General features: G+C 70.7%; 13 protein-coding genes and 1 riboswitch. Of the genes, 8 read left to right on the top strand and 5 right to left on the bottom strand.

Going from position 1 to position 19,517, the window contains the following annotated elements:
* Nucleotides 1–652: 652 nt before the first annotated feature.
* The 4 genes from LRX76_RS17980 to LRX76_RS17965 are packed head-to-tail and all read left to right on the top strand — an operon-like array spanning nucleotide 653 to nucleotide 3,688.
* A complete protein-coding gene (locus LRX76_RS17980) occupies nucleotides 653–1,639 on the top strand; it encodes an acyl-CoA dehydrogenase (RefSeq protein ID WP_231807006.1) in 987 nt (328 codons plus the stop codon).
* Complete coding sequence (locus LRX76_RS17975) at nucleotides 1,627–2,391, top strand: PIG-L deacetylase family protein (RefSeq protein ID WP_231807005.1); 765 nt, start codon at nucleotides 1,627–1,629, stop codon at nucleotides 2,389–2,391. Before LRX76_RS17980 ends, LRX76_RS17975 begins: the two co-directional genes overlap by 13 nt.
* Nucleotides 2,388–2,984 carry a class I SAM-dependent methyltransferase gene (locus LRX76_RS17970; protein WP_231807004.1) on the top strand — a complete coding sequence of 199 codons (597 nt, stop codon included), beginning with the start codon at nucleotides 2,388–2,390 and terminating at the stop codon, nucleotides 2,982–2,984. The genes LRX76_RS17975 and LRX76_RS17970 overlap by 4 nt, the downstream gene beginning before the upstream one ends.
* The gene (locus tag LRX76_RS17965) at nucleotides 2,981–3,688 is read left to right on the top strand and encodes a glycosyltransferase (RefSeq protein WP_231807003.1); all 708 of its coding nucleotides are present in this window, start codon (nucleotides 2,981–2,983) and stop codon (nucleotides 3,686–3,688) included. Before LRX76_RS17970 ends, LRX76_RS17965 begins: the two co-directional genes overlap by 4 nt.
* 916 nt (nucleotides 3,689–4,604) lie before the next feature.
* On the opposite strand, the gene LRX76_RS17960 is transcribed toward LRX76_RS17965, so the two are convergent.
* The 4 genes from LRX76_RS17960 to gcvP all read right to left on the bottom strand — a co-directional run bounded on the left by LRX76_RS17960 (nucleotide 4,605) and on the right by gcvP (nucleotide 12,773).
* Complete coding sequence (locus LRX76_RS17960; protein WP_231807002.1) at nucleotides 4,605–6,710, bottom strand: catalase; 2,106 nt, start codon at nucleotides 6,708–6,710, stop codon at nucleotides 4,605–4,607.
* Between the two features lie 237 nt (nucleotides 6,711–6,947).
* Nucleotides 6,948–7,802 (bottom strand): aldo/keto reductase, encoded by an 855-nt coding sequence (locus LRX76_RS17955; RefSeq protein ID WP_231807001.1) that lies wholly within the window; start codon nucleotides 7,800–7,802, stop codon nucleotides 6,948–6,950.
* A gap of 311 nt (nucleotides 7,803–8,113) precedes the next feature.
* On the bottom strand, nucleotides 8,114–9,148 hold the full coding sequence (locus LRX76_RS17950; RefSeq protein WP_231807000.1) for a 3',5'-cyclic-nucleotide phosphodiesterase: 1,035 nt from the start codon (nucleotides 9,146–9,148) through the stop codon (nucleotides 8,114–8,116).
* A 598-nt stretch (nucleotides 9,149–9,746) separates the two neighbouring features.
* Entirely contained in the window at nucleotides 9,747–12,773 is a 3,027-nt protein-coding gene (gcvP, locus tag LRX76_RS17945) for an aminomethyl-transferring glycine dehydrogenase (protein WP_231806999.1), read from the bottom strand.
* Nucleotides 12,774–12,877: 104 nt separating this feature from the next.
* A riboswitch (glycine riboswitch) is annotated at nucleotides 12,878–12,989 on the bottom strand.
* A gap of 353 nt (nucleotides 12,990–13,342) precedes the next feature.
* Between gcvP and LRX76_RS17940 the strand changes: the two genes are divergently transcribed.
* Entirely contained in the window at nucleotides 13,343–14,593 is a 1,251-nt protein-coding gene (locus tag LRX76_RS17940) for a multidrug effflux MFS transporter (protein WP_231806998.1), read from the top strand.
* Nucleotides 14,594–14,623: 30 nt separating this feature from the next.
* The gene (locus tag LRX76_RS17935) at nucleotides 14,624–15,022 is read left to right on the top strand and encodes a hypothetical protein (RefSeq protein ID WP_231806997.1); all 399 of its coding nucleotides are present in this window, start codon (nucleotides 14,624–14,626) and stop codon (nucleotides 15,020–15,022) included.
* Between the two features lie 92 nt (nucleotides 15,023–15,114).
* Here LRX76_RS17935 and LRX76_RS17930 read toward each other — a convergent pair whose 3' ends face one another.
* The gene (locus LRX76_RS17930) at nucleotides 15,115–17,082 is read right to left on the bottom strand and encodes a M2 family metallopeptidase (RefSeq protein WP_231806996.1); all 1,968 of its coding nucleotides are present in this window, start codon (nucleotides 17,080–17,082) and stop codon (nucleotides 15,115–15,117) included.
* Between the two features lie 256 nt (nucleotides 17,083–17,338).
* Here LRX76_RS17930 and LRX76_RS17925 point away from each other — a divergent pair, with 256 nt between their 5' ends.
* Both LRX76_RS17925 and LRX76_RS17920 read left to right on the top strand, forming a co-directional pair.
* Complete coding sequence (locus tag LRX76_RS17925; protein ID WP_231806995.1) at nucleotides 17,339–18,004, top strand: response regulator transcription factor; 666 nt, start codon at nucleotides 17,339–17,341, stop codon at nucleotides 18,002–18,004.
* Nucleotides 17,991–19,382 carry a histidine kinase dimerization/phospho-acceptor domain-containing protein gene (locus LRX76_RS17920; protein WP_231806994.1) on the top strand — a complete coding sequence of 464 codons (1,392 nt, stop codon included), beginning with the start codon at nucleotides 17,991–17,993 and terminating at the stop codon, nucleotides 19,380–19,382. Before LRX76_RS17925 ends, LRX76_RS17920 begins: the two co-directional genes overlap by 14 nt.
* Nucleotides 19,383–19,517 lie beyond the last annotated feature (135 nt).

The following is a 19,517-nucleotide window of genomic DNA, read 5'->3' as shown; positions in this document are numbered from 1 at the left end:
ACCGGCTTCCCGTTATCGCCCCCCGCGAAAGTGCGGACCCAGTGCCTTGTCGCGACACAGGCCCGAAGTCGCTGGGCCCCCCCCTCCGCGCACCACTGTCCGGGGGAGTTTTCTTGCCTGGCCGGCAAGGCCTTGTCGCAGGAGTCTTACGATCTCATTGGCTATCGCGGGACACGGATCGTGGTTCGCCATCCGTGTGCCTGTCGTCCCCGCGCAGGCGGGACCCAGCGACTTGAGCGATGGAAACAGCCGGCTACGCAATCTCCCGGTAGCTCCACCTTTCAAGGCACAGGCACTGGATTCCCGCCTGCGCGGGAGACGCGTTCAATCTTCCGGCCGTGAGCCACGCCACTTGAGCTGGCAATCGTTCGATCCTGGGTTTCTTGCGGACGGTAGTGCGGGGACTACGGTCGGTTTCGATGCGATGGCTGACAGCGGGGCCGATTAGATTCCAGCATCGCAGGGCGCATGCATGACGTGATTCCTGCGCATGCACGCTGAAGCCTTCAGCCAGGCAATGCCTGTGTGAAGCGCATCAACACACGCTGTTGTCCCCCGACCTGTTGTGCTGGCTCCATCAACGAGCCGTCGTGATTGCTGCATTCCCATCCCGCGCGATGCGCGACGGACGACAGGACAAGGAGCCCGCCTTTTGGATCACCCCTTCATTTCACCGCTTGCACTGGACGACGAACGCGACCTTGGCGCTGCGGCGCGACAGGCGCTGCGGTGCCATCCCGGGCTGCCGCTGCCCGGAGCGGGCCGCACGCTCGAGCGCTGGCGCACGCTGGCGCGGATCGCCGCTGCCGACGTGTGTCTGGCCAAGGTGCTGGAGGCGCACTACGACGCGCAGGCGATCCTGGCCGAACTCGGCATGCCGGCACCCGATCCCGGCCGGCTGCTGGCGGTATGGGCGGCGCAGGCGCCCGGTGCGCGCCTGGACTGGCAGCCGGACGGCAATGGCAGTGGCCATCTTTCCGGCAGCAAGCCCTGGTGTTCGGGCGCCAGCCTGGTCGATGCGGCCCTGGTGACCGCGCACGAGGGCGAGCGCGATCGGCTGCTGCTGGTGGACCTGCGCCAGCCGGGAGTGACGCCGCGCGAGGAGGGCTGGGCCGCGGTGGGCATGGCGCGCATCGCGAGCGGACCGGTGGCGTTCGAGCGGGTGCCGGCGGTCGCGGTCGGGGCGCCGGGCGACTACCTGCGGCGGCCGGGCTTCTGGCATGGCGGTGCCGGCGTGGCGGCGTGCTGGTACGGCGCCGCCACGGCGATCGCCGCCACCTTGCAGGGGCATGCCAAGGTGCAGCGCGATCCGCACGCAGCCGCGCACCTGGGGGCGATCGACCTGTCGCTGCAGGCGGCGGCCGCCTTGCTGCGCGAACTGGCCGCGCGCATCGACGCCGAGCCGGAGCAGCCGCATCGCGACGCAGTGACCCGCGTGCGCGCCTTCGTCGAACGCGCCTGCAGCGAAACGATCGAGCGGGTTGGCCGTGCGCTCGGCCCGGCGCCGCTGTGCGGCGACCGCGCGCATGCCCTGCGCTGCGCCGACCTGGCGGTGTTCGTGCGCCAGAGCCATGCCGAGCACGACTGGGAGGCCCTGGGCCGCGCAGTCGCACAGGATAAGGCGCCATGGCGGTTGTAGAACACGTGCCGAAGATCCACGGCCGCGGCACCACGGAGGCGGCGTGGCGGCAGTCGCCCTGGCTGGCGGCGCTGCCCTTGCTCGACATGCAGGCGCTGCTGGCGCAGGCGCGGCGCCTGCTGGTGGTATCGCCGCACCCAGACGACGAAGTGCTGGGCTGTGGCGGCGCGATCGCCAGCGCCTGCCGGCGCGGCCTGCCGGTCGTGCTGGTCGCGGTGACCGACGGCGAGGCCTGCTATCCCGGCGACGCCTGGTGGACGCCGCAGCGGCTGCGCCGGGTGCGCCGCCAGGAGTTGGAGCACGCCGCGCAGGCGCTGGGCGTGGGCGCCGATGCCATCGTCCACCTGGGCGTGGCCGATGGCGGCGTCGCCGCGCAGGAGCCGGCCATCGCCGCGCAGCTGGCGCAGCTGCTGCAGCCGGGCGACCTGCTGCTGACCACCTGGCGCGACGACGGCCACCCCGACCACGAGGCGACTGCGCGCGCCTGCATTCAGGCGGCCGCGGAGCGCGATGCGACGCTGGCCGAGTTCCCGGTGTGGGCCTGGCACTGGCTGTCGGCGGCCGGCGAGGACTCCCTGCTGCCGGCGGCGGCGCGCCATGCGCTGCCGGAAGCGATCCAGCAGGCCAAGCGACAGGCGCTGGCCTGCTTTGCCTCGCAGCTCGGCCGCGGCGCGCATGCGGTGGCCGAGCCGATCCTGCCGCCGCACGTGCTCGAGCGCTTCGAACGCGGCTACGAGGTGTTCCTGCGATGACCGCCCTGCACGACTATTTCGGCCAGCTGTACCGCCAGGACGACCCGTTCGGCTACCGGCAGCGCTGGTACGAGGCGCGCAAGCGCGACCTGCTGCTGGCGTCGCTGCCCCGGCAACGCTTTGCCCGCGGCTGGGAGCTGGGCTGCTCCAACGGCGAACTCACCGCGGCCCTGGCGCCGCGTTGCGACGAACTGCTGGCCACCGACGTGTCCGCGCGCGCGGTTGAACTGGCGCGGCAGCGCACCGGCATGCACGCGCACGTGCAGGTGGGCTGCGCCACCCATCCGCAGCAGTGGCCGCGCGGTCGCTTCGACCTGATCGTGTTCGGCGAGGTCGGCTACTACCTGCAGCCGGCGCAGCTGGCCGAATGCGCCCGGCGCATGCAGGCCAGCCTGGAGGACGAAGGCGTGATCGTGGCCTGCCACTGGCTGCATCCGTTCGAACCGGCGCAGGGCGATGGCCGCCAGGTGCACGCATCGCTGCAAGACACGCTGCAGCTGCCGCGGCTGTTCCGCTACGAGGACGCCGACTTCCTGCTGGAAGGCTGGGGGACATCGCCGCAATCGGTGGCGCAGCGGGAGAACCTGCGGTGATCGCGGTGCTGGTGCCGGCGCACGACGAGGAACAGGCGATCGGTGCCTGCCTGCAGTCGCTGGTGCTGGCCGCGGCCTGTCCGCGGCTGCAGGGGGAGGACGTGCGTGTGTTCGTCGCGCTGGACCGCTGCCGCGACCGCACCGCCGCAGTGTGCGCGAGCTTCGGCGTCCACTGCCTGCCGCTGGCCGAGGGCAACGTCGGCATCGCCCGCGCCACCGCGGCACGCGCGGCGATCGCCGCGGGCGCACGCTGGCTGGCCTGCACCGACGCCGACTCGCAGGTGTCGCCGGACTGGCTGTCGGCGCAGCTGGCCTACGATTGCGATGCCTTCTGCGGCATCGTCACCGTGGCCGACTGGAGCGGCTGGCCGCCGGCCCTGCGCCAGGCCTACCTGGCCGGCGAATGCCATCGCGACGGCCATCGCCACGTGCATGGCGCCAACCTCGGCCTGAGTACCGAGTTGTACCTGCGCTGCGGCGGCTTCCTGCCGCTGCCGGTGCACGAGGACGTGGCACTGGTGGCGGCGATGGAACGCGTGCATGCGCGCATCGCCCGGCGTTGCCGGCCGGTGGTGACGACCAGCGCGCGGCGGGTCGCACGCGCCCGCGGCGGGTTCAGCGACTACCTGCTGCAGATGGAGCAGGCGGTATTGCAGGGAGCGTTGCCGCTGGCCGGCGCCGCGGGCGGGGCCGTGTCGCCGTAGCCGGCGGGGAATGGTGTCGTCATGGCCGATGGGGGCCGGGATCCAGGTATGTCGCATCGGCCCGGATCCCGCACCGTGCCCCTCTCCGGCCAAGCGCCCTTGCCCCCTCCCTTTCGCCGAAGGCGAGGGGGAGGGCTGGGGAAGGGTAGCTGTTGCCTTGGCTCTCGATTGCGGCATGCCTGGCGATTGGTTGCCCAGGCAGAAAGCCAAGAGCCCAGGCAAAGGCACCCCTCCCCAACCCTCCCCTGCGCTGCGCGCAAGGGAGGGTGCGGTCTCTGCAAGGTTGCCGGTTTTGCGTGCGGGCGTAAGCGACGATTGCCTTTTAGTGGTCGGTGGGGTCGGGGTGCAGGCATGCCACGCTTCGGAATGAGCGTGTACATCCGTCATGGAACCCCATCACGGAACCGCGGTGGCCGATCGCTTTGCCCCCTCCCTTTCGCCGAAGGCGAAGGGGAGGGCTGGGGAGGGGTAGCGGTTGCCTTGGTTCTCGGTTGCGGCATGGTGTCGATTGGTTGCCCAGGCAGAAAGCCAAGAGCCCAGGCAACGGCACCCCTCCCCAACCCTCCCATGCGCTGTGCGCAAGGGAGGGGGCTGTCTCTGCGAAGTTGCCGGCTTTGCGTGCGTGCGGGCGTCGGCGACGATTGCCTTTTCGCGGTCGGTGGGGGCGGGGTGCAGGCCTGCCACGCTTCGGAATGAGCGTGTGCATCCGTCACGGAACCGCGATGGCCGATCGCCTTTGCCCGCTCCCTTTCGCCGAAGGCGAAGGGGAGGGCTGGGGAGGGGTAGATGTTGCTTTGGCTCTCGATTGCGGCATGCCTGGCGATTGGTTGCCCAGGCAGAAAGCCAAGAGCCCAGGCAAAGGCACCCTCCCCAACCCTCCCCTGCGCTGCGCGCAAGCTAGGGGGTACTTGCGCCGCTACGCCAGCATGCGCAGCTTCTTCTCGCGTGCCCACTGCCGGGTCTTGGCGACGGCGACGAAGCCCTTGGCGTCCTCGGCGTCCACCACGCCAGGGTCCTTGCCGACGTTGCCGGCCTTGAGCAGCGGCTGCGCGCCGGCGTCGGCGGCGATCGCCTTCAGGTGCGACCAGGCGTTGGCGACGAAATCGATCGCCGCCGACTCGCGCGAAAGCTGCCGGCCGGCCTCGGCCGACAGCACCACCGCCACCGCGTCGAACACGAACGAAGGCGTGCCGGCGAGCTGGCCGTCGGCGTCCTGCTTCCTGCCGTCGCTCAGCTTGATGCCGCCCAGCCTGGGCGCCACCAGCTTGACCGTGGCCCCGGCCGCTTCGGCGGCCCGGCGCAGGCTCCTGACGATGGCCGCGTCCGAGCCGTCGTGGACGAGGATGCCGATGCTGCGTCCCTTCAGGGTGTCCTTCATCTTGCCGATGATCTGCAATGCGGGCGAGGGCGGCATGTCGAACGGCTTGGCCGCGGCCGGCGGTACCGGCGGCATCGCCTCCAGGCCCAGGCCCTCGGCCACGCGTCCGGCCAGATCCTCGTCGATGTGGCGCAGGTGGCCGACGATGGCCTCGCGCACGTGCGCGGTCTCCACCTTGGACAGCTCGAACACCAGCGCCGAGGCCAGGTGCGCCTGTTCCGGCGCGCTCTGGCTGCGGAAGAACAGCCGCGCCTGGCTGTAGTGGTCGGCGAAGCTCTCGGCGCGGATGCGGCCCTTGCTGCCGTCGCCGGCCGGCGCGGCGAAGCTGCGGAAGCCGCGTGGGGTCTCACGAGGGGAATCCGGTTGCAGCGAGCTGGGCTCGTAGGCGACGCGGCCCTTGGGCTGGCCCATCTGCATGTGGCCGTCGCGCTGGTGGTTGGCGAACGGGCACTTGGGCGCGTTGATCGGGATCTGGTGGAAGTTCGGCCCGCCCAGGCGGATCAGCTGCGTGTCCAGGTAGGAGAACAGCCGCCCCTGCAGCAGCGGGTCGTCGGAGAAGTCGATGCCGGGCACGATGTTGGCCGGGCAGAACGCCACCTGCTCGGTCTCGGCGAAGAAGTTGTCCGGCCAGCGGTCCAGTACCATGCGCCCGACGATGGTCAGCGGGATGGTCTCTTCGGGGATGATCTTGGTCGGGTCGAGGTGGTCGAACGGGAACTGGTCGGCCTGTTCCTGGGTGAACAGCTGCACGCCCAGCTCCCACTCCGGGAAGTCGCCGGCCTGGATCGCCTCGAACAGGTCGCGGCGGTGGAAGTCCGGGTCGGCGCCGGCGATCTTGACCGCCTCGTCCCACAGCGTGGATTGAAGCCCCAGCTTGGGCCGCCAGTGGAACTTGACGAAGGTGCTCTCGCCCCTGTCATCGACCAGGCGGAAGCTGTGGATGCCGAAGCCCTCGATCATGCGCAGCGAGCGCGGGATGGTGCGGTCGCTCATCGCCCACATGATCATGTGCATCGACTCGGGCGTGAGCGAGATGAAGTCCCAGAAGGTGTCGTGCGCGCTGGCCGCCTGCGGGAAGCCGCGGTCCGGCTCCATCTTCACCGAGTGGATCAGGTCGGGAAACTTGATCGCGTCCTGGATGAAGAACACCGGGATGTTGTTGCCGACCAGGTCGAAGTTGCCCTCCTGGGTGTAGAACTTGACCGCGAAGCCGCGCACGTCGCGCGGGGTGTCGATCGAGCCGGCGCCGCCGGCGACGGTGGAGAAGCGGGTGAACACCGGCGTCCTGGTGCCGACCTCGGTGAAGATCTTCGCGGTGGTGTATCTGGACAGCGACTTGGTCAGCTCGAAGTAGCCGTGCGCCGCCGATCCGCGCGCATGGACGATGCGCTCGGGGATGCGCTCGTGGTCGAAATGGGTGATCTTCTCGCGCAGGATGAAGTCTTCCAGCAGCGTCGGCCCGCGCGGGGTGGCGCGCAGCGAGTTCTGGTTGTCGCTGACCGGGATGCCCTGGTTGGTGGTGAGCGGCGGGTGGCCTGCGCCTGCGCTCTGGTGCAGTTCGTCGCCGCTGCCGCGGCTGTCGGCGGCACTGTTCTCGCGGGCGGTGGGTGCGGCGGGCTTGCCTGACGGCTTGCTGGCGGCCATGGGATCACTCCATTGGAAGTCGCGGGATCGGACTTCGCAGGCTGGTGCGAACGGCGTTAACGCCCGGTGGTGGTTTGCCGCGCGGTCGTGCACGCACGGTTCACCTGGGGTGGCTCCGGCCAGGCGCCCACACCCGTAGGAGCGACTTCAGTCGCGATGAGGCTCTACCGGTAACGCTTCATCGCGACTGAAGTCGCTCCTACAGGTATTCCAACGGCCGTGGAATCCACGGTGGGCCTACAGAACGTCCAGCGGCTGCTTGCGCCTGGGCGGCGGGAAGGCCCGGTCCAGTGCCGCCAGGTCGGCGTCTGTCAGTTCCAGGGCCAGGCCGGCCGCGTTCTCGCGCATGTGCGCGGGCGTGCCCGATTCAGGGATGGCGACGACGTCGCCGCTGCGGATGGCCCAGGCCAGCGCCACCGCGGTCGGCGCGGCGCCGTGCGCCTGGCCGATGCGCGCCAGCGTGGCATCGCCCAGCAGCGCACGGCTGCCCAGCGGCGAGTAGGCCATCACCGCCACGTGGTGTCTGCGGCACCAGGGCAGCAGGTCGAACTCGATGCCGCGGCTGCCGACGTGGTACAGCACCTGGTTGACCAGGCAGCGCTCGCCGCCGGGGACGCGCCACAGTTCTTCCATGTCCTCGACATCGAAGTTGGACACGCCCCAGTCGGCGATCTTGCCGGCCTGGCGCAGCTTCTCGAACGCGGCCACCACCTCCTCCAGCGGGCCGCCGCCGCGCCAGTGCAGCAGGTACAGGTCCAGCCGCTCGACGCCGAGCCGCTCCAGGCTGGCATCGCAGGCGCGCGGGATGCCGCGCGCGGTGGCATGGGAAGGCAGCACCTTGGAGACGAGGAACGGACGCTTGTGGACCCCGTGCAACGCCTGGCCGATCAATTGCTCGGACTTGCCGTCGCCATACATCTCGGCGGTGTCGACCAGGCTCATGCCCAGCGCCAGGCCGGTGCGCAGCGCCTCGATCTCCTGCGCCGCCGGATGCCGGCCCTGGCCCAGGTTCCACGAGCCCATGCCCAGCGCCGGGACCGCCCGGCCGTCGCGCAGGCGCACGCGCGGCGGACTGGCGAGCGGCCCGCTCATGGCAGCGCGCGCCGGCTGTGGGGGCATTGGCCTGTCGAAATCGGGTGGTGGCAATTCATGCGTGAAGTCTCCGGTAAACCGGCCGCGATGGGATGGACGGGTTGGCCGGCACTGCCGATTTTCGGGCGTGGCGGTTTCGTTCGGCGTGATCGTTGCCGGTCCGGGGTGGGACGCCCGTTTCCCGCTCCCTGTAGCCCGGGTAGGCGCAGCGCACCCGGGATCGCAGCTCTGGCTGCGAGACACAGCCACAAATCCCGGGTGAGCCGCGCCTATCCGGGTTGCGAGGCTGGTGGCATCGCCCGGGCCGATGCTCACAGCTCGATGCGCTGGCCCTGCCGCGGCAGCAGGTAGCGGACCTGCAGGTCGTTGCCGGCCTGCAGCTGCGACTCGATCAGCCGGCGGGCATCGCGCCCGGCCTGCAGCGAGGGCTTGATGTGGCCGATCACCACCGGCAGCCCGCGCAGCGCCGCGTTGCCGCCGGCCTGTGCGGCCAGCGCGTGCAGTTCGCTGGCGAGCCAGCGTGGGGTCAGGTGGCCGTAGAGCTTGTCGTCGGCGACGTCGTCGGGATAGGACGTCTCGATGACGATGCCCTTGAGCGCCCCCTGCCGGACCAGCGGCGCGAGCGTCCGCCACGCCTCGGCCAGGCGCGTGCCGTGCTGGACCGCATCGGCGCCGGTATCGCCGAAGTAGGCCAGGTAGGCGTCGCCGGCGCGCAGCAGCAGCATCGACGATTCCATCCGGTCGTGCTGCAGCGGCAGCAGCAGGCCGCGCAGCGAGGTGCCTTCGATCGCGAACCACTGCCCCGGCGGCTGCGCCGCAAGCCGGTACTGGCCCAGCGCCGGCGGCGCGCCGCGGTCGGCGAAGTTCGGCCAGGCGTTCCAGTTGAAGTAGTCGCGCGCGAGCCCGTCCAGCGTCGAGGCGAGTCCGTAGATCGGCTTGCGGCTGTCGTCGGTGGCGGCGATCAGCAGCCCGGCGACGTGGTCCAGGTGCGGGTGGCTGACGAAGTAGCCGGCGATCGCCTCGCGCAGCAGGTAGCCGGCAGGCGTGAGCGTGGTGTCCGCTGGGATCGGCAGATGCGCGAAGGCGCCGCGCTCGTAGGAACGCTGCAGTCCCGGCAGCAGGGTGCCGGCGTCCATGGCGATGTAGCGGCTGTCGCCGGGCGCACGCGCCAGCCAGGCGCTGAGGTCGCCGTCCTGCAGGCCGCCCTGCACACCGAGCGCGATCAGTTCGAAGGAGGGCGCCGGTGCCGGCGCAGCCACCGCCAGGCAGGTGGCCAGCAGCAGCGCCAGCAGGCCGCCGGCGAACCAGCGTCGTGGGCGAACAGCCGCCCTTGCTTCGTGTTTCATGGCTTGTCCGTCCATGCGGCTGTCGGCCGGAGTGATGCGGTTCGCGTTCAGGAAAACTGAATCCGTCGTCCCCGCGAAGGCGGGGATCCAGGGACTTTCGCGGTGAAGTCGGTCATCTATGGAATCTCGTGGTAGCCCCATCATCCAAGGTGCTGGCAGTAGGTCTCCACCTTCGCACATTGTTGTGCGGAGGAAACTCCGATCGTCGCTCCCGCGCAGCGGGAGCCAGGGGCGTTGCCGCTATCGGTTCGAACATCCCAGGACCCCCGGTTCGCGTACTGCTGCCCGGATGAAGCTCTGGGCAGGACGACTGCCGGCCAGAGCACCGTGACTGAAACTCGGGACGGTGAACTCGTCGTCCCCGTGCAGGCGGGGACCCAGCGACTTTCCCGGTGAAACCAGCCAGTTGCGGAATCCCACTGCAGCACAGGCACTGGGGCCGCGCCTGCACGGGGACGACCGGCACACGCATGTCGGCGCTGCGATCGAAGTCCCGTCGCCAGGCGGCGTTGCCGCAGGCCTTCGCTGACAAAGCAGGAAAACTTCCCCGGATAGTGGCGCGCCTGCGCGGGGAAGACGCTTTGCGAAGAACGGGCGGTCAGGCCTCGGCATCCTCCCTGTACGCATCCACCGGGATGCAGGAACACATCACGTGCTTGTCGCCATAGACGTTGTCCACGCGCGCCACCGGCGGCCAGTACTTGCCGTGTCGGAGCGAAGCCAGCGGGTACGCCGCCAGCTCGCGCGGGTAGGCATGCGTCCACTCGCTGGCGGTGACCGCGCTGGCGGTGTGAGGGGCGTGCTTGAGCGGGTTGTCCTCGCGGTCCAGGCGGCCGTCGTCGATGGCGCGGATCTCGTCACGGATCTGGATCATCGCGTCGACGAAGCGGTCCAGCTCGGCCAGCGGCTCGCTCTCGGTCGGCTCCACCATCAAGGTGCCGGCGACCGGGAAGCTCAGCGTCGGCGCATGGAAGCCGAAGTCCACCAGGCGCTTGGCCACGTCCTCGGCGCCGATGCCGTTGGCCTTCTCCAGCGGCCGCAGGTCGAGGATGCACTCGTGCGCGACCAGATCGTTGCGGCCGGTGTACAGGGTGGCGTAGTGCGGGGCGAGCCGGCGCGAGATGTAGTTGGCGTTGAGCAGCGCCACCTGGGTGGCCTTGCGCAGCCCGGCCGCGCCCATCAGGGTGATGTACATCCAGCTGATCGGCAGGATCGAGGCCGAGCCGAAGCTGGCGGCGCTGACCATGCCGCCGGAGCCGCCCCCATCCGCCCTTCGGGCACCTTCCCCCGCTTGCGGGGGAAGGGAGGAAGAAATGCTCCCCGCTTGCGGGGGAAGTGAGGAAGAAATGCTCCCCGCTTGCGGGGGAAGGGAAGAAGGAACGCTCCCCGCTTGCGGGGGAAGGGAACCGGTCTTGGGGAGGAAGGGAGCGAGGTGCGCCTTCACCGCGCACGGGCCCACGCCGGGGCCGCCGCCGCCGTGCGGGATGCAGAAGGTCTTGTGCAGGTTCAGGTGCGATACGTCCGAGCCCCACTTGCCGGGCTTTGCCAGCCCGACCAGGGCGTTCATGTTGGCGCCGTCGGTGTACACCTGGCCGCCGTGCCGGTGGACGATGTCGCAGATCTCGACCACGTCCTCCTCGAACACGCCGTGGGTGGAGGGGTAGGTGATCATCAGCGCGGCCAGGCGCTCGGAATGCTTCTCGGCCTGGGCGCGGATGTCGGCGACGTCGACGTTGCCGTTGGCGTCGCAGCGGGTCACCACCACCTTCATGCCCGCCAGGTGCGCCGAGGCCGGGTTGGTGCCGTGCGCCGACTCGGGGATCAGGCAGATGTCGCGGTGGCCTTCGCCGCGCGAGCGGTGGTAGGCGCGAATCGCCAGCAGGCCGGTGTACTCGCCCTGCGCGCCGGAGTTGGGCTGCAGGCTGACCGCGTCGTAGCCGGTGCACTCGGCCAGCATCGCTTCCAGCTCGGCGATCAGCTGGGCGTAGCCCTGCGCCTGCTCGGCCGGGGCCAGCGGGTGGATGTCGGCGAACTCGGGCCAGGTCACCGGGATCATCTCGGCGGTGGCGTTGAGCTTCATCGTGCAGCTGCCCAGCGGGATCATGGTGCGGTCCATCGCCAGGTCCTTGTCGGCCAGCCGGCGCAGGTAGCGCAGCAGCTCGTGCTCGCTGTGGTAGGTGTTGAACACCGGGTGCTGCAGGAACGCGCTGGTGCGCCGCAGGTCCGGCGGCAGCGCGTCGGCGGTGGCGGCATCGAGCGCGTCGATGGTCGCCGCCTCCAGGTCGGCGCCGAACAGCGCCGCCAGCGCGACCACGTCCTGCCGGGTGGCGGTCTCGTCCAGGCTGATGCCGAGCGAGGCGCTGTCGATCTCGCGCAGGTTGTAGCCGGCCGCGCGCGCCTTGGCGTGGATCGCCGCGGCGTCGATGCCGGCCACGTGCAGGGTGTCGAAGAAGTGCTCGCCGACCTGCACCCCGGCGCCGCGCAGCGCCGCGGCCAGGATCGCGGCCAGGCGGTGGCTGCGGCGGGCGATGCGGGTCAGCCCGTCGGGGCCGTGGTAGACCGCGTACATGCTCGCCATCACCGCCAGCAGCACCTGCGCGGTGCAGATGTTGGAGGTGGCCTTCTCGCGGCGGATGTGCTGCTCGCGGGTCTGCAGCGCCAGGCGGTAGGCCGGGTTGCCCTGCGCATCGACCGACACGCCGATCAGGCGCCCGGGCATGGAGCGCTTGTAGGCGTCGCGGCAGGCCATGAACGCCGCGTGCGGGCCGCCGAAGCCCAGCGGCACGCCGAAGCGCTGCGAGTTGCCGACCACGATGTCCGCGCCCCATTCGCCGGGGGCGGCGACCAGCGTCAGCGCCAGCAGGTCGGCGGCCACCGCCACCAGTCCGCCGCGCGCATGCACCGCGTCGGTCAGCGCCCGGTGCTCGGCCAGCGTGGCCAGGGCGAAGCGGCCGAAGGTGTCCGGGTACTGCAGCAGCACGCCGAAGGCGTCGGCTTCCAGCGCCTGTGCCGGGGTGCCGGTGCGCAGCTCGATGTCCAGCGGCGCGGCACGGGTGCGCAGCACTTCCAGCGTCTGCGGGTGCACCGCGTCGTGGACGAAGAACACGTTCGACTTCGACTTGCCGGCGCGCCGCGCCAGCGTCATCGCCTCGGCCGCGGCGGTGGCCTCGTCCAGCAGCGAGGCGTTGGCGATCTCCATGCCGGTGAGGTCGGCGCACATGGTCTGGAAGTTGATCAGCGCCTCCATCCGGCCCTGCGAGATCTCCGCCTGGTAGGGCGTGTAGGCGGTGTACCAGGCCGGGTTCTCGAAGATGTTGCGCAGGATGACCTTGGGCGTGTGGGTGCCGTGGTAGCCCTGGCCGATGAAGCTGTGCAGCACCTGGTTGCGCGCGGCGATGGCGCGGATGCGGGCCAGCGCCTGTTCCTCGGCGACGCCGCCGGGCAGGTCCAGCGCCTGCGCGGTCTTGATGCCGCCGGGCACGATGGCGTCGGTCAGCGCCTCCAGCGAGTCGTAGCCGACCGTGCGCAGCATCTGCGCGATCTCGTTGTCGTCGGGGCCGATGTGGCGGCCGACGAAGGCATCGGCGTGCTCGAGATCGTGCAGGGAAGGGGTGTTCTGGGGCATGTCGGGCATCCGGGAGAAGGGCACGCGGGAGTCGGAAGCGCCGTGGCCGCCCCTGCCTTGGCCGCCTGGGGCGGTCACGGCGGGCGGGAAGCCTGCGGTCTTCCTCGCGCCCCTCTGTCCTTTTGCCTGAGAGTTTGGAAGCGTGCGGCTGCTTCGTGCCCCTTCGGCGCCGGTGGCTGCCGATCGGGGCAGGCCGGTCTCTCCAGAGTTGTTGTTGCGATGGTGGTATCGGGCCTGAGCGATTACGGGCGTTGCGCCTTCGGCAGCGGGTCGCCCCGCTTCTCCCACCGTGCTGCCCCGCGATTATATCCGGGTGGGGCGGGGATTCGGGATTGGGGATTCGGTAAAGGCAGGAGCAGCGCTCCTGCTAATCCCCAATCCCCAATCCCGCCGCCGCAAGGCGCCCAATACAGCCCGCAGCCAGCTTTGCGCTTAACGCCGGCCGCCCCAGCGCCTATCATGGGCAGTTCCCATCCGCAGCGCGCCTGCGCCGTCCCCGCCTGGACCGGCGCCGCGGTGCGCTTGCCGTCTCCTGCCGCTCGCGGCGGCAGGTATCCAGGAATCCCACGATGACGACCACCAGCCCATCCACCCGGAGACTGGCCCTGCTGCTGGCCGGCCTGGCGATGTTCGGGCCGTTCTCGATCGACACCATCTTCCCCGCCTTCCCCGAGCTGTCGCGGCGGCTGGCGGTGGAGCCGGCGGCGGTGCAGCAGACCATCAGCGTGTACATGCTCGCCTACGCGCTGATGAGCCTGGTGCACGGGCCGCTGTCGGACGCGATGGGACGCAAGCGGGTGATCCTGGCCGGGCTGGCGGTGTTCGTCGGCGCCTCGGTCGGCTGCGCGCTGTCGCGCGAACTGTCCACGCTGCTGATGTTCCGCGCGCTGCAGGGCTTTTCCGCCGGCGTCGGCATGATCGTCGGCCGCGCCGCGATCCGCGACCTGTTCCACGGTGCCGACGCGCAGCGGCTGATGAGCCAGGTGGCGATGATCTTCGGCATCGCCCCGGCGATCGCACCGATCATGGGCGGCTGGATCCTGGCCTCCGGCGCCGGCTGGCCGGCGATCTTCTGGTTCCTGGTGGCCTTCGCCAGCATGCTGCTGGTGACCACCTCGCTGTGGCTGCCGGAAACCCACCCGCCGGAACGGCGCACGCCGCTGGCGCCGCGGCGCCTGCTGCACGACTACCTGAGCATCGGCTTCAATGCGCGCTTCCAGCGCCTGTCGGCGGCCGCGGCGTTCAACTTCTGCGGCATGTTCCTGTACATCGCCTCGGCGCCGGCCTTCGTCATGGACATGCTCGGCAAGGACGAGCAGGGCTTCGCCTGGTTGTTCATCCCGACCATCGGCGGCATGACCCTGGGCTCGTTCCTGTCCGGGCGCATGGCCGGGCGGCTGCGGGCCAAGGTGCAGGTGCGCATCGGCTTCATCTGCTGCGGTGCGGCGGCGCTGTTCAACATCGGCTACGTGCTGTCGGTGGATGCGATCGCGGTGCCGTGGGCGCTGCTGCCGATCTTCGCCGGCGGCCTGGGCATGGCGCTGATCTTCCCGGTGATCTCGCTGGCGGTGCTGGACCTGTATCCCAACCAGCGCGGGCTGGCGTCCTCGCTGCAGGCCTTCACCCAGCTGACGGCCAACGCGGTGGTGGCCGGCATCGTCTCGCCGCTGCTCGGCCGCCAGCCGCTGTGGCTGGCGCTGGGGTTCGGCTTCTTCTTCCTGCTGGGCTGGCTGTTCTGGCGCTGGGACCGCAGCGTGACCCGGCGCGAGCACCGCAGCGGCGTGCTCGCACAACCGCTGCCGCCGGCCGACAATGGCTGACGCAGCACCCTGCATTCCACGGAGAACCCGATGTCCATCCAGTCCAAGGCCCGTCGCGAGAGCCGCCGCCGCCTGGCCGAGCGCGAGCGCAACCAGGCCCAGGCCGTGCCGGCGTCGAGCCCGGCGCTCGAGCCGCATGCCGAGCTGCGCGATGCGCAGCGCACGCTGCTGGCCGGCATCGTCCGCCGCGACGGGGAATGGGTGCTGGGCATGGACGGCCGCATCGCCGGCGAGAGCTCCAGCGCGGCGCGGGTGCTGGCGCTGATCATGCAGGCGGCCGAACTGCACGAGCGCGCCGGCACACCGGTGCGGCTGGTCTATTCGGACGCGCTCAAGGACGCCGCGCACGCCGAGGCACGCGCCGAAGGGCTGGACTTCGAGCAGTTCAAGGCGCGGCTGGCCGAGACGCTGCGTGCGGACAAGCGGTAGGCAGTCCGTAGGAGCGACTTCAGTCGCGATGAGGCTTTACCGGGAGAGCCTTCGCGACTGAAGTCGCTCCTACGGTCGCTCCTACGTGACGGTCATGGGGCGTCGGGGGCGGGCCTGGGTGCCTCCCAGCCACACATCCGTCCCTGGTTCTGCTGCTGCAGCCACTCGGCCATCGGCGCGAAGTACTCCAGCATCGGGCCGGCATCGAGCCTGTCGCTGCCGGTGACTTCCTTGAGCGTGGCCTGCCACGGCTGGCTGGCGCCCTTCTGCAGCATCGACCAGAACTTCTGCCCGGCTTCGCGGTTGCCGTAGAAGCTGCAGGCGTACAGCGGTCCCTGGTAGCCGGCCGCGTCGCACAGGCCCTTGTAGAACTGGAACTGCAGGATGTGCGCCAGGAAGTAGCGCGTGTACGGCGTGTTGCCGGGCACGTGGTACTTGGCGCCGGCGTCGAAGAACTCCTCGCCGCGCGGGGTGGCCGGGGCCACGCCCTGGTACTTGGCCTTCAGTTCCCACCAGGCCTGGTTGTAGCGATCCGGCGCGATCGAGCCGTCGAACACGCCCCAGCGCCAGCGGTCGATCATCAGCCCGAACGGCAGGAACGCCACCTTGGCCAGGGCCATGCGCATCTGCGCGTTGATCAGCGCCTCGCGGCCCTGCTGCGGTTCGCCGACCAGGCCGATCGAATGCAGGTACTGCGGCGTCATCGCCAGCACGATGGTGTCGCCGATGGCCTCGTGGAAGCCGTCGTTGGCGCCGCCCTGGAACAGCGGCGGCAGCGGGTTGTAGGCCAGGTCGTAGTAGAGGTGGCCGAGCTCGTGGTAGATGGTGGTGAAGTCTTCCTCGGTCGGGCGGATGCACATCTTGGTGCGCACGTCGCCTTCCATGTCCATGTCCCAGGCGCTGGCGTGGCAGACCACGTCGCGCTCCAGCGGCTTGATGAACTGGCTGCGCTGCCAGTAGCTGTCAGGCAGCTTCGGCATCCCCAGCGAGGTGTAGAAGTCCTGCGCGCGCTCGGTCATCTGCCGCGCGGTCAGCAGCTGGGCGTCGCGCTGCGCCCTGAAGCGCGTCTCCACGCCGGCCTGGCTGCCCGGCCGTGCCAGCGCCGCGCTCAGGTTGCCCTGGTACTGCTTTTCCAGGGTGTCGGTGATGTCCAGGCTGCCGGCGCCGGGGTAGGGCTGCAGCAGGTCCCACAGGTTGCTCCAGTCCTGCTGCCACATGTTGCCGGTCAGGTGCGCCGGCAGCAGGCCGCCGGCGAGTTCGCCCTGGTCCTTGCCGTACTGCGCGTCGAGCTTGCCGCGGGCATAGCACTGCAGCTGCTCGTACAGCGGCTTGACCTGGCCCCACAGCTGGTCGGTGACGGTGGCGACCTGCTCGGGCGGCATGTCGTAGCCGCTGCGCCACATCTGCCCGACGTCGGCGAAGCCCATCTCGCGGGCGCCTTCGTTGGCCAGCTCGACGAAGCGGGCATAGTCCTTGCGCATCGGCTGCGCGATCGAGTGCCAGCCCTGCCAGGCATCGAGCTGCTCGCCATAGTCGCGGCTGCGCGCCAGCACCTGTTCCAGTTCGCCGAGCTGGCGGCAGCGGCGGGCATCGCCTTCGCCGCTGCAGTAGGTGCCGGCGCCGTAGTCGCCTTCCATCTTCGCGGCGATCCGGGTCAGTTCCGCCAGCCGTGCCGGGTCGCGCGGCGCCGGCATCGAAGTCATCAGCTTGAGCAGCCTGAGCGCGCGCGCGGTGTCGGCCGACATCGGCTGGCCCTCGTAGCGCCCGGCCTGCTCGATCCAGGCGTTGAGCGCGGACAGCGAGCGCTCGTTGGCCTTGGAGGCGATCCGCTGGGAGTCGCCGTTGATGTAGGTGGCCGACAGCCACTGCGAGGAGGTCATCTCCGGATACATCGCCTTGTACTCGGCGTTGACCCGGGCGATGAACTGGTCGGCGCTCTCCCCGCCCGCGGCCTGGGCGGCGGGCGCCTGCTCGGCGGGCGAGGACTGCTTGCGGCAGGCCGACAGCGACAGCGCGGCGGCGGCCAGGGCCAGGACAAGCAACGGGGTACGGTGGTTCACGGCGGGTCCTTGCGGTGGCGGACGACCGGCGAAGGCTAGTGGCTCGCCGGGGGCGCCGCAACCCGTTCCTGCTGCGGACCGGGGCGGTTGCGCGATGCCGGTCGCAGCGGCGACAGTGGCGGCATCACGGCGGTACGGGATACGAGCAGTTGCTGAATCATCGAGCGCTGTCCGCGGTTCGCGCGGACGCAGGGAACCGGGCAGGCACGCGGCGGCCGGCGATCGCGGCGGCGCGCGGCCCTGGACGGGGGCGGCCATGCGCCTGTTGATGGTCGAGGACTCGCCGACGCTGTCCGAGGCGCTGGGCCGGCGCTTCGGACGCGAGGGCTATGCCTGCGACATCGCCGCCGACGGCCGCGATGCGCTGGCGTTCCTGCAGGCCTACGACTACGACGTGGTGGTGCTGGACCTGATGCTGCCGCGGCTCGACGGCCTGTCGGTGCTGCGCGAGTACCGCGGTGCCTGCGGCAGCGCGCCGGTGCTGGTGCTGTCGGCGCGCGACCAGGTCGACGATCGGGTACAGGCGCTCGATGCCGGTGCCGACGACTACCTGGTCAAGCCGTTCGCGCTGGACGAGTTGCTGGCCCGCGTGCGCGCACTGATGCGGCGGCCCGCGCAGCGGCCGCCGCCGGTGCTGCGCGAAGGCGCGCTGGAACTGGACATGCGCTCGCGCAGCGCACGCTGGCAGGGGCGCGAGCTGCGGCTCACCCCCAAGGAGTACGGCCTGCTGGAACTGCTGCTGCGGCACAAGGGCCATACGCTCAGCCGCGCACGGATCTTCGAGCACCTGTACGACAGCCGCAGCGACGCCTCGGACAAGGTCGTGGAGGTCATCGTCAGCACCCTGCGCACCAAGCTGGCCCGGCACGGCATCGGCGACAGCATCCGCACCCGCCGCGGATTCGGCTATGTCTTCCCCTAGCGCGGCGGCGCCCTGGTCGCTGCGGCGGCGCCTGGCCGCCGGCCTGGTGCTGACCGTCGGCGGCGTGCTGGCGGCGATGTTCCTGGTGCTGGACTACTGGATCGATCGCGAGATCTACCAGCGCCTGGACCAGACCCTGCTGGAGCGCGCGCGCACGGTGAGCAACACGCTGCAGCAGCGCGACCTGGAAGCGCTGGAGCGGCTGATGCCCGAGTACGATCCCGACGGCCACACCGAGTTCTTCACCGTCTTCGACCGTGGTGGCCGGGCGCTGCTGCATTCCTCCAGCAGCGGCGGCATCGCCTTGCCGATCGGCCAGGTCCAGGACGGCACTCCGCGCTACTACGACGTGGTCCTGCCCGATGGCCACGTCGGGCGGGCGCTGGCGACGCGGCTGCCGGCGGCCGGGGGCGGCCACGCCGCCACGCGGCTGCTGGTGGTGGCGACCGAACGCGAAGGCTGGGACCGGACCGAGCGGCGCATCCATTTCACCCTGCTCGGCGGCGTCGCGCTGGCGGTGGCGCTGGTGGTCGGGCTGGGGCTGGCGATGTTGCAGCGCGCGTTCGCGCTGCTGCGCCAGGCCGGCGGCACGGTGGCCGAACTGGACGCGCAGGCCCCGCCGCAGCCGATCGGCGACGGCTTTCCGAAGGAGCTCAAGCCCTTCGCCGCCGCGTTCGATGCCGGGCTGCGCCGGTTCTACGAAGCCGCCGACCGCGAGCGCCGCCTGGCCCGCGACGTCGCCCACGAACTGCGCACGCCGCTGGCCGAGATCCGCACCAGCGCCGAGACCGCGCTGGCGGTCGCCGATCCGGCGCTGGAACGGGCCAGCCTGGGCACCGCCATCGCCGCCTGCGCGCGCATGCAGCGCAGCGTCGATACGCTGCTGCAGCTGTCGCGGCTGGAGTCCGGCCTGGAGACGCCGTCGCTGGACCCGCTCGACCTGGCGGCGCTGGTCGCCGACATGGTCGCCGAACTGGTCCCGGTGGCGGCCGAACGCGGCATCGCCATCGATGCCGGGCTGCCGGCGGCGGCATGGGTGCAGAGCGACTACGGCATCGTCGAGCGGATCGTGTCCAACCTGCTGCGCAACGCGGTCGAGTACGCCCCGGAAGGCGGGGTCATGGCCTGCCGCTTGCAGCGTGGCGACGGCGAGTGGTGGCTGTCGGTCGACAACGCCGCGCCGGAGCTGACGACGGCCGACCTGCAGCAGTTCGGCCTGCGCTTCTGGCGCAAGCAGCCCGAGGGCGGCACCCCGCAGCATGCCGGGCTGGGCCTGGCCTTGGCGTTCGCCCTGGCGCAGGCGCTGTCGCTGCCGTTGCGCTTCAGCCTGGACGCGGGGCGGTTGACGGCGCGGCTCGGCCCCTGGCCGGCGCTGTAGCAACCCGTTCAAGGCCGCAACACGCCATCGATCATCGTGGCGCGGAGATCGCGGAGATCGCGGAGATCGCGGGGCTCGTGGGCTCGCGTAGGAGCGACTTCAGTCGCGATCGGGCCTTGCCGGGAAGGCCCGATC

It is taken from the genome of Stenotrophomonas sp. MMGLT7, from assembly GCF_021168555.1.
Classification (GTDB): domain Bacteria; phylum Pseudomonadota; class Gammaproteobacteria; order Xanthomonadales; family Xanthomonadaceae; genus MMGLT7.
This window is presented reverse-complemented; position numbering and strand designations above follow the sequence as displayed.

Excerpts from the sequence above, each read along its gene's own strand:
- LRX76_RS17940 (WP_231806998.1), top strand. The coding sequence starts at position 13,343 with ATGACGACCACCAGCCCATCCACCCGGAGACTGGCCCTGCTGCTGGCC.
- LRX76_RS17970 (WP_231807004.1), top strand. The coding sequence starts at position 2,388 with ATGACCGCCCTGCACGACTATTTCGGCCAGCTGTACCGCCAGGACGAC.
- LRX76_RS17960 (WP_231807002.1), bottom strand. The coding sequence starts at position 6,710 with ATGGCCGCCAGCAAGCCGTCAGGCAAGCCCGCCGCACCCACCGCCCGC.
- LRX76_RS17920 (WP_231806994.1), top strand. The coding sequence starts at position 17,991 with ATGTCTTCCCCTAGCGCGGCGGCGCCCTGGTCGCTGCGGCGGCGCCTG.
- LRX76_RS17950 (WP_231807000.1), bottom strand. The coding sequence starts at position 9,148 with ATGAAACACGAAGCAAGGGCGGCTGTTCGCCCACGACGCTGGTTCGCC.
- LRX76_RS17955 (WP_231807001.1), bottom strand. The coding sequence starts at position 7,802 with ATGAGCGGGCCGCTCGCCAGTCCGCCGCGCGTGCGCCTGCGCGACGGC.
- LRX76_RS17935 (WP_231806997.1), top strand. The coding sequence starts at position 14,624 with ATGTCCATCCAGTCCAAGGCCCGTCGCGAGAGCCGCCGCCGCCTGGCC.
- gcvP (WP_231806999.1), bottom strand. The coding sequence starts at position 12,773 with ATGCCCCAGAACACCCCTTCCCTGCACGATCTCGAGCACGCCGATGCC.
- LRX76_RS17975 (WP_231807005.1), top strand. The coding sequence starts at position 1,627 with ATGGCGGTTGTAGAACACGTGCCGAAGATCCACGGCCGCGGCACCACG.
- LRX76_RS17925 (WP_231806995.1), top strand. The coding sequence starts at position 17,339 with ATGCGCCTGTTGATGGTCGAGGACTCGCCGACGCTGTCCGAGGCGCTG.